This is a genomic window from Agrobacterium sp. rho-13.3 (assembly GCF_033957765.2).
Classification (GTDB): domain Bacteria; phylum Pseudomonadota; class Alphaproteobacteria; order Rhizobiales; family Rhizobiaceae; genus Agrobacterium.
The window spans coordinates 2,408,998-2,422,500 of sequence record NZ_CP192774.1; the positions used below are offsets into that span (position 1 = coordinate 2,408,998).

Consider the following 13,503-nt stretch of genomic DNA (forward strand, 5'->3'; position numbering starts at 1 on the left):
CGGGGCAGAACTCGTGCAACGCACAATTTGGACAACAGGATCACACCATGACCGCAACCGCCCGCAAGACAGAAAGCATGGCAACACACGCCACCGTGCCGAAGAGTGGCACCGTTATCGCCATCCATCGCCGCCCGACACAGGTCCTGAATTTCGGGAGTATAGCCTCTACCATCGCTCGGAATGTCGTGCCGCCATTGGCCGTGCTGGCGATCATGCTGGGCATCTGGCAGGTGCTCTGTTCGGGGCCGAGCGCCACCTTGCCGCCACCAAGCCAGGTGTTTCAGGAAAGCTACGACCTGATTGTCCATCCGTTCTTCGTATATGGAACGCAGGATATCGGCCTTGGCTGGCGGGTGCTGATTTCTCTGGAACGCGTGGCATACGGTTTTGGCCTTGCCGCCATCGCTGGTGTGATTATGGGCGCGGTCATCGGCCAGTCCGTCTGGGCCATGCGCGGCCTGGATCCCATTTTTCAGGTTCTGCGCACCGTGCCGCCACTGGCTTGGTTGCCGCTTTCGCTGGCTGCTTTTCAGGATAGCAATCCCTCCGCCATCTTCGTGATCTTCATCACGTCGATCTGGCCCGTCATCATCAACACCGCCGTCGGTGTGCGCAATATTCCGCAGGACTACCGCAACGTGGCGCAGGTGTTGCGGCTGAACCAGCTGGAGTTTTTCTACAAGATCATGCTGCCATCGGCTGCGCCTTACATCTTCACCGGCCTTCGCATCGGTGTCGGCCTCTCTTGGCTGGCCATCGTTGCCGCTGAAATGCTGACGGGCGGCGTGGGCATCGGCTTCTTCATCTGGGATGCGTGGAATTCATCGCGCCTGCCCGACATCATCGTGGCACTCGCATATATCGGCGTTGTCGGCTTCGTGCTGGACAAGCTGGTGGCAGCGCTTGGCAAATTCATCACCCGCGGCGCGGCGGCAAACTGAGAGGACGGAGTGTTATGAACCCCTATCTCAAGCTCGATCATATCGACAAATATTTCGACAAGGGCGGCGTACGCGCCGAGGTGCTGAAAGGCATCAACCTCACCATCGGCAAGGGCGAATTCATTTCGGTCATCGGCCATTCCGGCTGCGGCAAGTCCACCATGCTGAACCTTATCGCGGGACTGACCAAGGTTTCGTCCGGCGTCGTTCTGCTGGAAAACCGCGAGGTCAACGAACCCGGCCCGGATCGGGCCGTGGTGTTTCAAAACCATAGCCTGCTGCCATGGTTGTCGGTCTATGAGAACGTCAACATCGGCGTCGAGAAGATCTTCCGCTATACCAAATCCAAGGCCGAGCGTCATGAATGGGTGATGCGCAACCTTGATCTGGTGCAGATGGCCCATGCCAAGGACAAGAAACCCTCTGAAATTTCCGGCGGCATGAAACAGCGTGTCGGCATTGCCCGTGCGCTGGCCATGGAACCCAAAATCCTGCTGCTGGACGAGCCTTTCGGTGCGCTGGATGCTCTGACCCGCGCCCATTTGCAGGATGCGGTGATGGAAATTCACGCCCGTCTTGGCAACACCATGATCATGATCACCCACGATGTCGACGAGGCCGTTCTGCTGTCGGATCGCATCGTTATGATGACCAATGGCCCTGCTGCCAGCATTGGCGACATTCTGGATGTGTCGCTTCCAAGGCGGCGCAACCGCATCGAACTTGCATCCGACCGAACCTATCTCAAATGCCGCGAAGCCGTGTTGAAGTTCCTCTACGAACGTCACCGCTTCGTCGAAGCTGCGGAGTAAAACCATGGCAGAAAAACTTGTCATCATCGGAAACGGCATGGCCCCGGGCCGGATGCTCGAAGAGCTCTTCGAGAAAGCGCCGGGCCGTTATCAAGTCACCATTTTCAACGCCGAGCCGCGCGTCAATTATGACCGCATCATGCTGTCACCGGTCCTGTCAGGTGAAAAGTCCTACGAGGACATCATCATCCATGGCGATGGCTGGTACATTCAGCACGGCATCACGCTTTATAAGGGCCACCGCATCGTCAACATCGATCGCGCTGCCAAAACCGTGACATCCGACCACGGCGTGACGGAAAGTTATGACAAGCTGGTCATCGCCACCGGTTCCGTGCCATTCATCATCCCGGTTCCGGGCAAGGATTTGCCAGGGGTCATCACCTACCGCGATCTGGACGACGTGGATGCAATGCTTCTCGCCGCGCAATCCCGCGAAAAGGCCATTGTCATCGGCGGCGGATTGCTGGGACTGGAAGCAGCGGCTGGTCTTTCCATGCGCGGCATGGATGTGACCGTGCTGCATGTGATGCCGACATTGATGGAACGTCAGCTCGACCCGGCAGCGGGTTATCTGTTGCAAAAGGCGATGGAAGATCGTGGCATCAAGGTCATTACCAAGGCCAACACCAAGCAAATTATCGGAACGGACAAGGTCGAGGGCATCGAACTCGACAACGGCGCCATTATTCCAGCAACGCTGGTGGTAATGGCTGTTGGTATACGTCCCAACTCGGGTCTGGCGAAAGACGCTGGCCTTGCGGTTAATCGCGGTATTGTCGTGGATGCCGGAATGCAGACCTCGGACGGCGATATTCTGTCTGTGGGTGAATGCGCTGAAGTGGGCGGCATGGTCTATGGCCTTGTGGCACCGCTCTATGAGATGGCCCGCATCGCCGCATCGCATCTTGCGGGCGATACCACGCCAGCCTTCGTCCATGCCGATACGCCAACCAAGCTCAAGGTTACGGGCATCAACCTGTTTTCCATCGGAGATTTTGCCGATGGTGATGACCGTGAGGAAATCGTGCTGCGCGATGCCACGGCTGGCGTCTATAAACGCGTTATTTTGAAAGACAACCGCATCATCGGCACCGTTCTTTACGGCGAAACTTCTGACGGCGCGTGGTTCAACGACCTGAAGAAAAAAGCCACCGATATTTCGGAAATGCGCGACACATTGATCTTCGGCCAGTCCTATCAGGGAGGGTCCCCACTGGACCCTATGGCGGCCGTTGCAGCCTTGCCGGATGATGCGGAAATCTGTGGCTGTAACGGCGTTTGCAAAGGCAAAATCACTTCGACCATCACGTCGAAGGGGCTGACATCGCTGGACGATGTTCGCGCACATACCAAGGCGTCGGCCTCGTGCGGTTCCTGCACTGGCCTTGTCGAACAATTGATGACACTGACGCTGGGCGATAGCTACAATCCGTCAGCCGTTCAGCCCATGTGCAACTGCACCGATCTCGGCCACGACGATGTGCGCCGTCTGATCAAGGCAAAGGGCTTGAAAACAATCCCTGCCGTGATGCAGGAACTGGAATGGAAAACATCCTGCGGCTGCGCGAAATGTCGTCCTGCGCTGAACTATTACCTCGTCTGTGACTGGCCGGATGAATATGCCGACGATTACCAGTCGCGCTACATCAACGAGCGTGTTCACGCCAACATCCAGAAGGACGGTACCTATTCCGTCGTCCCGCGCATGTGGGGCGGCGTGACAAACGCCGGCGAACTGCGTGCCATCGCAGATGTGGTGGACAAGTTCGAAATCCCGCTGGTGAAGGTCACCGGTGGCCAGCGCATCGACCTTCTCGGCATCGAAAAGGAAGATCTGCCTGCCGTCTGGGCCGATCTCGGCAAGGCCGGTTTCATTTCCGGTCAGGCCTATGCCAAGGGTCTGCGGACGGTGAAAACCTGCGTCGGTTCGGACTGGTGCCGCTTTGGTACGCAGGATTCGACCGGCTTCGGCATTCGCATCGAAAAATTCATGTGGGGTTCGTGGACACCTGCCAAGCTGAAGCTTGCCGTTTCCGGCTGTCCGCGCAACTGCGCCGAAGCCACCTGCAAGGATATCGGTGTGATCTGCGTGGATTCAGGTTTTGAAATCCACTTCGCCGGTGCAGCCGGTCTCGACATCAAAGGCACCGAAGTTTTGGGGCTGGTGAAGACCGAAGACGAGGCGCTGGAGCATATCGTGGCGCTGACCCAGATGTACCGCGAACAGGCCCGTTATCTGGAACGCATCTACAAGTGGGCCAAGCGCATCGGCTATGACGAGGTTCGCAGACAGATCATAGAGGATGGCGACAAGCGCCGTGCCTATTACGAGCGCTTCGTGTTCAGCCAGAAGTTCGCGCAGGTCGATCCCTGGTCTGAACGTGTGTCTGGCGAGCACAAGCATGAGTTCAAGCCCATGGCGACGATCGGGTTCAATCAAGCCGCAGAGTGACCACCCGTTTTAAAGCGGGTCGGACGCATGGCGTCGGGTGGGGCGAAAAGAGGAGTTTCGCCCCACCCAGAATTCTAACGAGGAAAAGCGGGATGAACACAATGAACTGGATCGATATCGGTACGATCTCCGACATTCCTCTGCGCGGCGCGCGCTGTGTCAAAACCCCGATGGGCAAGATCGCAGTATTCCGCACAGCAGAGAATGATGTCTACGCCATTGAAGACAATTGCCCGCACAAGGGCGGTCCGCTGTCACAGGGCATTGTGCATGGCGCGTCGGTAACATGCCCTTTGCACAACTGGGTCATTTCGCTGGAAACCGGCAAGGCTCTGGGCGCGGATGAAGGATCGGTACGAACCATTCCGGTCCGCAACGTCGATGGCAAGCTGTCGATTGCCACCGAAAGCCTGATGATCGCTGCGGAGTAACCATGGCAAAAGAGGTCAAAACCACCTGTCCTTACTGCGGTGTCGGCTGTGGTGTTATCGCAAAAATCGAAGACAGCGGCACTGTCTCCGTGAAGGGCGACCCCGACCATCCGGCCAATCTTGGACGCCTCTGTTCCAAGGGTTCGGCATTGGCCGAAACCATCGATCTGGATGGGCGGCTGCTTTATCCGCAGGTTAATGGTGAACGGGTGGAGTGGGACAACGCACTTGACCTCGTGGCCTCGAAATTTTCAGCTGCCATTGCCCAACACGGACCGGATTCGGTCGCCTTTTACGTTTCCGGCCAATTGCTGACGGAAGATTATTACGTCGCCAACAAGCTGATGAAAGGCTTCATCGGCTCTGCCAACATCGATACCAATTCGCGCCTCTGCATGTCCTCTTCCGTTGCGGGCCATCGCCGTGCTTTCGGCTCAGACACCGTTCCGGGCCTCTACGAAGACCTGTTTCTCGCCGATCTCGTCATCCTTACCGGTTCCAATCTGGCATGGTGTCACCCGGTCATCTATCAGCGCCTCACCGCCGCAAAGGCTGAGCGCCCGCAGATGCGGATCGTGGTAATCGACCCGCGCCGCACCATGACCTGCGATATTGCCGATCTTCATCTGGCCATCCGCCCGGATGGCGATGTGGCACTGTTTACGGGTCTGCTCGGACATTTGGCGAAAGGTCATGCAATTGACCGCGCCTATGTTGAAAGCTTCACCAACGGTTTTGAGGAGGCCACTCAGTCTGCGACTGGATTCACTTCCGACGAAATCTCCGAGGCAACCGGCCTTTCCACCGCTGAACTGACCCGCTTCTACGACCTGTTCGAAAACACCGAAAAAGTTGTCACCTGTTACAGTCAGGGCGTCAATCAATCCGCAAGCGGCACGGATAAAGTCAATGCCATCATCAACTGTCACCTCGCCACTGGGCGCATTGGCAAGTCGGGCATGGGACCGTTTTCGCTGACAGGCCAACCCAATGCCATGGGTGGGCGCGAAGTGGGCGGGCTGGCAAACATGCTGGCCGCCCATATGGATATCGAAAGTGCAGAGGACCGGGACCGCGTGCAGCGTTTTTGGGGGTCACCCGCTATCGCCACCAAACCGGGTCTGAAGGCGGTCGATCTGTTTAAGGCCGTTGCTGACGGTCGTATCAAAGCGCTGTGGATCATGGCGACCAACCCGGTTGTGTCCATGCCGGATGCCGGTGCCGTCGAAGCCGCACTCAAAATCTGCCCCTTCGTCGTCGTGTCCGATATGTTCGGGACAACGGACACGGCACGCTACGCACATGTGCTTCTCCCCTCGCTCGGCTGGGGTGAAAAAGACGGTACGGTCACCAATTCCGAACGCCGAATTTCCCGCCAGCGCGGCTATCTCCATTCCCCCTGCGAAGCAACAGCAGACTGGTGGCAGCTCTCGGAAGTGGGTCAGCGCATGGGTTTTGCAGATGCATTCGATTACGCAGGTCCAGCCGATATCTTCACCGAACATGCCAAACTCTCGGCCTTCGAAAACGAAGGATCGCGGGATTTCGACATCGGGGCATATTCTGCTCTAACGCAATCAGACTATGACGGCATGATACCCTTCAACTGGCCGCAGCCCGCCTCCGGGCAACGCGAAACAACCCGCTTTTTTGCCGATGGAAAATTCTATCATGCCGATGGAAAAGCCCATTTTATCAATCCGGCTTTGCCCCAAACACGCCAAACATCCAGGGACTACCCCCTCACCTTGAATACCGGCCGCATCCGCGACCAGTGGCACACTATGACCCGCACCGGCAAAAGCGCCCGCCTGTCATCACACATTGCCGAACCGTTTGTGGAACTACACCCACGCGATGCGTTTGACATGGGCATCGAAAGCGCCGACCTGACCGAAATCGAAAGCCCTCTTGGCAAGATCATTGTCCGAGCACTCGTGACGGACAGGCAGGCACGCGGCAATGTCTTCGTGCCCATGCACTGGAACGACCAATTCGCTGCCAATGCCCGTGTCGATAAACTGATACCACCCATAACCGACCCATTTTCCGGCCAGCCTGCGTCAAAAAACGTCGCCGTTACTGCACGCCGTTTTGAGGCGAAAGCCTATGCTTTTGCGGTGACACAGAAAAAGCCGAAGGGACTTGATCGCGCCTACTGGGCTTTGGCGAAGGCGGATGGCGGTTATCGTTTGGAAATGGCGTTTGAAGAAGTACCTGAGGACTGGATGAGTTGGGGGCGCACCGTTTTTGGCGTCGATCCCCACATCGACCCTATCGGCTATGCCGACAACAGTTCTGGTCAGATCCGCCTTGCTTTCTTTGACGGTGAAGCACTGCTTGCCGCTTTGTACGTTGCCAACACGCCCGTGGCAGTTGCCCGCAATTGGGCGATCTCCCAACTCTCCACCCGCCACGCAGATTTGTGCACACGGTTTGCGCTCGTTGCCGGTCGCCCCGGTGCTGGTAAAGCCGATCCCGGCGCAACCGTTTGTTCGTGTTTCAGCGTGGGGATAAATCAGATTGCATCAGCCATACGCGAGGGATGCCATACGGTTGAAGCTATCGGTAAAGCGCTGAATGCAGGAACCAATTGCGGCTCTTGCCGTGCCGAAATCCGTGGCATCATCGACGGTTGCCTTAAAACCGCAGCGGAGTGATTGCCTGTGTTTCCAGCTCTAAAAGGGGTTGTGATTGTCGCGAATATGGAATGAGGTGCCGCATGACCGAATCTTAAAGAAGATCACAGTGAATACCGATCCATTCCATATTCTAAAGACCGTCTACGGTTACGATACCTTCCGTGGACAGCAGGCCGATATCGTCCAGCATGTGATTGCCGGTAACAACGCATTCGTGTTGATGCCAACCGGTGGCGGCAAGTCTTTGTGTTATCAAATTCCCGCACTCGCCCGCCCCGGCATGGGGCTCGTTGTGTCTCCTTTGATTGCACTGATGGTCGATCAGGTCACGGCGCTACGGCAGGCTGGCGTGAGAGCCGAAGCACTCAACTCCAATCTTTCGCCAGATGAACGCCGTGTTCTCTGGTCCGATATTCGCGCCGGTCGTATTGATTTTCTCTATGCAGCACCCGAAACCCTGCTGAAACCCGACGTGCTGGATGCTCTGCAAAGTATCTCTTTATCGCTGATCGCAATCGACGAAGCCCATTGCCTCTCGCAGTGGGGCCACGATTTCAGGCCGCCCTATCGCCAGCTCGACCTGTTGATAGAGCGGTTTCCCGATACGCCCCGCATGGCGCTGACCGCGACGGCAGACGAACCGACCCGTGCCGAAATACTGGATCACATGCGGATCGAGGGCAGCGATGCCTTCATCGCCGGGTTTGATCGTCCCAATATTCGCTACGCCATCATGGAAAAGGACAATCCCCGCACACAGGTGAAACGTTTCCTGAAAGATCATCAGGGCGAAAGCGGCATCATTTATTGCCTGTCCAAAAGAAAGACCGAAGAAACGGCGGAATGGCTGCGCTCGGAAGGCTATGACGCGCTTTGTTATCATGCCGGCATGGAAAGAGCGGACCGCGAAGCAAACCAAAGCCGTTTCCAACTCGGCGACGACATCATCATGGTCGCCACCATCGCGTTTGGAATGGGCATCGATAAACCAGACGTGCGCTTCGTCGTTCACATCGACCTGCCCAGCAGCATCGAGGCCTATTATCAGGAAACGGGTCGCGCCGGTCGCGATGGTCTCCCATCCGATGTTTTGATGCTCTATGGCTCCGAAGATATGGCACTGCGCAACCGCTTTATCGAAAGCTCGGATGCGCCAGACCAACGCAAACATATGGAACGGCAAAAACTCGATGCCCTGCTCGGCTTGGCAGAAACAGCAGGATGCCGCCGGCAAGCGCTGCTGTCCTATTTCGGTGACCAATGTGAACCTTGCGGCAATTGCGACACCTGTGCGGAGCCGCCGGAACTGTTCGATGGCAGCATCTCGGTCCAAAAAATCCTCTCCTGTATTTACAGAACGGGAGAACGTTTCGGCCAAGCCTACATCATCAGCGTCTTGCTTGGGGCGGAAGATGAACGTATTACCCGTCTGGGCCATGACAGCATCACCACTTATGGCATCGGCAAAGAACACGACAACCGCACCTGGCGCGCCATCCTGCGCCAATTGATTGCTTTACGCCTGATCGAAGTGGACCTCGAAGGGCACGGCGGGCTGTCAATTTCCGAGACCGGGCGGCAATTCCTGCGAGAAAAACCAGCTCTCATGCTGCGAAAATCCCCACCACGCCGCACAGAGCGTCGCCAGGAAAACCGCCGCCAGGCATTGAGCGCTCTGCCAGACAGCGACGCAACGTTGTTTCAGGCGTTACGCGAACGGCGCATGGAAATAGCCCGCACCCAGAACCTCCCACCCTACGTAATTTTCCACGACAAAACCTTGATCGAACTCGCCACCGCAAAACCAACCTCCCGCGCGGAGATGGCAAGAGTGCCTGGCGTGGGCGAAGCCAAACTGGATCGCTACGGCCCTGCATTCCTTGAGGTGATTGCTGAGTCTCTATCGAATAATTGACGAACCACGGTAAGGGCAGGACTGGGTTGGTGCGGCCGACTTCAGTGGGAGAGCCTTATAGACGTCTTCGCTGGTCACCCGCATTGCTCCCGTTGCCTCATCGCTTTCATTGCCGTCTCTGCCCTGATGATCGTTTTGCTCTTTGCTTTTGCTGGGGTCTTGACGTTTGCATGTGGCAAGAGGAGGCTGGCGCTGCCCAATGAGTGGCGGCCTTGGAAGAGCTTATGGGAAGAGTTACGTCGATTGAAGGCCACGAACGCCAAAAGCCCCAGGAGGGGCTTTTTTGTTGGTCGTTTATTGTGGAATTATTTGGTTGCGGGGGCAGGATTTGAACCTGCGGCCTTCAGGTTATGAGCCTGACGAGCTACCGGGCTGCTCCACCCCGCGTTACCAGCGCAAGTTCGAAGAACTTGTCGCGCCAGAGCAAACACTTTTTGTTTGCGCCTCTACCGACTTTTGCGTTAGCAAAATGTCGTCTTTTCCGGTTTTTGCCGACGGCAAAATACCGTTTGCGTAAATCCTTTAGGATTTATGCCTGTTGCCGAGCAAATTGCGAAGCGATTTGTCTCGAGTAAGGACGCACTGCATTTCATTTCAAAAGCAAAAGGCCGCTTGATAGCGGCCCTTGGTATCGGCTGGGCCGAGGTATGTGATGAGAAGATGTTTTTGTTGTTTTACGTTGCGTTTTGCAGACCTGGCAGCGACCTACTCTCCCGCGTCTTAAGACGGAGTACCATTGGCGCTGGGGCGTTTCACGGCCGTGTTCGGAATGGGAACGGGTGCAGCCGCCCCGCAATAACCACCAGGTCGGCAAAACGCAACATATGTCCATGTTTTGGCATGGAAACTGTTGTTTCGAGAAGCTGGAGAACACGAGGTTCTTTTTTGTCTTAATACACGTCTCACTTGACCTATCCGTATTTCACCCTTGCTGCAGTGTGAGCGGGGCGTCCTACAGGACGATAGTCCGTCGCCAATCGTTTGGCGCGCCGTCCGCAGCGCCTTTGGCGCGTGAGGACAGAAGTCTCATCTTCATCTTCGATGAAGATGAACATAATCAATGGGAACGAAGAAGTCGATCGAGCTATTAGTAACGGTAAGCTTCACATGTTGCCATGCTTCCACACCCGTCCTATCAACGTGGTCGTCTTCCACGGCTCTGATAGGGAACACTCGTTTTCAGGTTGGTTTCCCGCTTAGATGCCTTCAGCGGTTATCCATTCCGTATATAGCTACTCTGCTATGCCCTTGGCAGGACAACAGATCCACCAGAGATACGTCCATCCCGGTCCTCTCGTACTAGGGACAGATCCTGTCAATATTCCTACACCCACGGCAGATAGGGACCGAACTGTCTCACGACGTTCTGAACCCAACTCACGTACCGCTTTAAATGGCGAACAGCCATACCCTTGGGACCTGCTCCAGCCCCAGGATGCGATGAGTCGACATCGAGGTGCCAAACAACCCCGTCGATATGGACTCTTGGGGGTCATCAGCCTGTTATCCCCGGCGTACCTTTTATCCGTTGAGCGATGGCCCTTCCACACGGGACCACCGGATCACTATGACCGACTTTCGTCTCTGCTCGACTTGTCAGTCTCGCAGTCAGGCTAGCTTATGCCATTGCACTCGACGACCGATTTCCGACCGGTCTGAGCTAACCATCGCGCGCCTCCGTTACTCTTTCGGAGGCGACCGCCCCAGTCAAACTACCCACCATACACTGTCCCGGATCCGGATAACGGACCGCGGTTAGACATCCACGAAGATAAGGGTGGTATTTCAAGGATGGCTCCACAAGAACTGGCGTCCCTGCTTCAAAGCCTACCACCTATCCTACACATGCCTTGGCGAATGCCAGTGTAAAGCTATAGTAAAGGTGCACGGGGTCTTTCCGTCTGACCGCAGGAACCCCGCATCTTCACGGGGAATTCAATTTCACTGAGTCTATGTTGGAGACAGCGGGGAAGTCGTTACGCCATTCGTGCAGGTCGGAACTTACCCGACAAGGAATTTCGCTACCTTAGGACCGTTATAGTTACGGCCGCCGTTTACTGGGGCTTCAGTTCAGAGCTTGCACCCCTCCCTTTAACCTTCCAGCACCGGGCAGGCGTCAGACCCTATACGTCGTATTGCTACTTCGCAGAGCCCTGTGTTTTTGATAAACAGTCGCTACCCCCTGGTCTGTGCCACCCTGACATACTTGCGTACGACAGGGTCACGCTTCTTCCGAAGTTACGCGTGCAATTTGCCGAGTTCCTTCAACATAGTTCTCTCAAGCGCCTTGGTATACTCTACCTGACCACCTGTGTCGGTTTCGGGTACGGTCTATACGGTGGAGCTATTTCCTGGAACCTCTTCGCCGCACATTCAATCCAATAAGAATGTACAACACACGAGATCCGTCACTACCACCAGGCCCACGAATATTAACGTGGTTCCCATCGACTACGCGTGTCCGCCTCGTCTTAGGGGCCGGCTAACCCTGCTCAGATTAACTTTAAGCAGGAACCCTTGGTCTTTCGGCGAGGGAGTCTCTCACTCCCTTTATCGTTACTCATGTCAACATTCGCACTTCCGATATCTCCAGGGGCCCTCACGGGTCCCCCTTCACAGACTTACGGAACGCTCCGCTACCACAGCACAGTCACTATAACTGTACTATCCTCAGCTTCGGTGCATGGCTTTAGCCCCGTTACATTTTCGGCGCAAAGACCCTTATTTAGACCAGTGAGCTGTTACGCTTTCTTTAAATGATGGCTGCTTCTAAGCCAACATCCTGGTTGTTTTGGGATCCTCACATCCTTTCCCACTTAGCCATGACTTGGGGACCTTAGCTGGAGGTCAGGGTTGTTGCCCTCTTCACGACGGACGTTAGCACCCGCCGTGTGTCTGCCGATTAGTACTCCTCGGTATTCGGAGTTTGGTTAGGATCAGTAAGACGGTGAGTCCCCATAGCCCATCCAGTGCTCTACCCCCGAGGGTATTCGATCGACGCACTACCTAAATAGTTTTCGCGGAGAACCAGCTATTTCCGAGTTTGATTGGCCTTTCACCCCTAGCCACAAGTCATCCCAATCTATTGCAACAGATATGGGTTCGGCCCTCCAGTTGGTGTTACCCAACCTTCAGCCTGCTCATGGCTAGATCACTCGGTTTCGGGTCTAATGCAACAAACTAAACGCCCTATTCAGACTCGCTTTCGCTACGCCTACACCTACCGGCTTAAGCTTGCTTGCTACACTAAGTCGTTGACCCATTATACAAAAGGTACGCCGTCACTCTTTCGAGCTCCGACTGCTTGTAGGCATCCGGTTTCAGGTTCTATTTCACTCCCCTCGTCGGGGTGCTTTTCACCTTTCCCTCACGGTACTTGTTCGCTATCGGTCATGCACGAGTACTTAGGCTTGGAGAGTGGTCTCCCCATGTTCAGACAGGATTTCACGTGTCCCGCCCTACTCAAGGACAATGAGTGTTCTACGTCTACGGGGCTATCACCCGCTATGGCCGACTTTTCCAAATCGTTCGACTTTATTCCTCATTGCCACTGGCCTGGTCCGCGTTCGCTCGCCACTACTTACGGAGTCTCGGTTGATGTCCTTTCCTTCAGGTACTTAGATGTTTCAGTTCCCTGAGTTCGCTTCTTACCCCTATGTATTCGAAAGTAAGATACCTTATCATAATGCTTGGAAACCTGTTCAGTTCTGTCCTCACGGCCAAAGCCCTGCGGACGGCGCGGTGCAAAAGCACCGACGGGCTAGCGCCCTGTATGGGAGACCCAAACAGACCAACTAACCAACAAAACAGATTTCCCAAGCATTTAAGGTGGGTTGCCCCATTCGGAGATCCATGGATCAAAGCTTATTCGCAGCTCCCCACAGCTTATCGCAGCGTATCACGTCCTTCTTCGCCTGTGCATGCCAAGGCATCCACCAAATGCCCTTAATTCACTTCTTCGTTCTCATTGTCTATGCTCATCCATAGCCGTTCCGTTAGGAACGACAACCCGATTACCTTTTACAATCAGGTCATTTCTTGATGACATCGACGTGTCGATACAGTCCTCTTTGAAGGCACGCCGGTGCACTTCGAGGCCGTATCATTAAGACCAGCTTCTCGAGATATCATCCGGTGATGCGCGGTCAGGCAACACCAATCCAGCATATCCATCAGAGGAAGATCCTTAAATCTCCCAACAACGAACATGCCTTAGACAAGCTTTCCTACCTACTCCAATCCCTCCACCAATCCCGGCCGACTAAGCCATCACAAGGTTTCACTGAGACTGGGCTCGGACGCTT

Annotated in this window: 6 protein-coding genes, 1 tRNA gene and 2 rRNA genes; 6 read left to right on the forward strand and 3 right to left on the reverse strand. The window is 55.4% G+C overall.

Annotation, left to right across the window (positions count from 1 at the left end; genetic code table 11):
• Positions 1–47: 47 nt before the first annotated feature.
• The 6 genes from ntrB (at position 48) to recQ (ending at position 9,199) form a co-directional block, all read left to right on the forward strand.
• Positions 48–944, forward strand: a complete 897-nt coding sequence (ntrB, locus tag RMR16_RS11875) for a nitrate ABC transporter permease (protein WP_320198028.1) — start codon at positions 48–50, stop codon at positions 942–944.
• Between the two features lie 14 nt (positions 945–958).
• Positions 959–1,756 (forward strand): ABC transporter ATP-binding protein, encoded by a 798-nt coding sequence (locus RMR16_RS11880; RefSeq protein ID WP_320198027.1) that lies wholly within the window; start codon positions 959–961, stop codon positions 1,754–1,756.
• 4 nt (positions 1,757–1,760) lie between these two features.
• Complete coding sequence (gene nirB, locus RMR16_RS11885) at positions 1,761–4,211, forward strand: nitrite reductase large subunit NirB (RefSeq protein ID WP_320198026.1); 2,451 nt, start codon at positions 1,761–1,763, stop codon at positions 4,209–4,211.
• Positions 4,212–4,312: 101 nt separating this feature from the next.
• Positions 4,313–4,642, forward strand: a complete 330-nt coding sequence (gene nirD, locus RMR16_RS11890) for a nitrite reductase small subunit NirD (RefSeq protein WP_320198525.1) — start codon at positions 4,313–4,315, stop codon at positions 4,640–4,642.
• A gap of 2 nt (positions 4,643–4,644) precedes the next feature.
• Positions 4,645–7,302 (forward strand): nitrate reductase, encoded by a 2,658-nt coding sequence (locus tag RMR16_RS11895; protein WP_320198025.1) that lies wholly within the window; start codon positions 4,645–4,647, stop codon positions 7,300–7,302.
• A gap of 88 nt (positions 7,303–7,390) precedes the next feature.
• The gene (gene recQ / locus RMR16_RS11900; protein ID WP_320198024.1) at positions 7,391–9,199 is read left to right on the forward strand and encodes a DNA helicase RecQ; all 1,809 of its coding nucleotides are present in this window, start codon (positions 7,391–7,393) and stop codon (positions 9,197–9,199) included.
• Positions 9,200–9,509: 310 nt separating this feature from the next.
• Here recQ and RMR16_RS11905 read toward each other — a convergent pair.
• The 3 genes from RMR16_RS11905 to RMR16_RS11915 all read right to left on the reverse strand — a co-directional run bounded on the left by RMR16_RS11905 (position 9,510) and on the right by RMR16_RS11915 (position 13,159).
• Positions 9,510–9,586, reverse strand: a tRNA-Met gene (locus tag RMR16_RS11905).
• Between the two features lie 305 nt (positions 9,587–9,891).
• A 5S ribosomal RNA gene (rrf, locus tag RMR16_RS11910) occupies positions 9,892–10,006 on the reverse strand.
• Positions 10,007–10,265: 259 nt separating this feature from the next.
• Positions 10,266–13,159 (reverse strand): 23S ribosomal RNA (locus tag RMR16_RS11915).
• Between the last annotated feature and the right edge of the window lie 344 nt (positions 13,160–13,503).

What these genes read in the sequence shown, in the direction of transcription:
- ntrB (WP_320198028.1), top strand. Translation starts at nt 48, where the DNA reads ATGACCGCAACCGCCCGCAAGACAGAAAGCATGGCAACACACGCCACC.
- RMR16_RS11880 (WP_320198027.1), top strand. Translation starts at nt 959, where the DNA reads ATGAACCCCTATCTCAAGCTCGATCATATCGACAAATATTTCGACAAG.
- nirB (WP_320198026.1), top strand. Translation starts at nt 1,761, where the DNA reads ATGGCAGAAAAACTTGTCATCATCGGAAACGGCATGGCCCCGGGCCGG.
- nirD (WP_320198525.1), top strand. Translation starts at nt 4,313, where the DNA reads ATGAACTGGATCGATATCGGTACGATCTCCGACATTCCTCTGCGCGGC.
- RMR16_RS11895 (WP_320198025.1), top strand. Translation starts at nt 4,645, where the DNA reads ATGGCAAAAGAGGTCAAAACCACCTGTCCTTACTGCGGTGTCGGCTGT.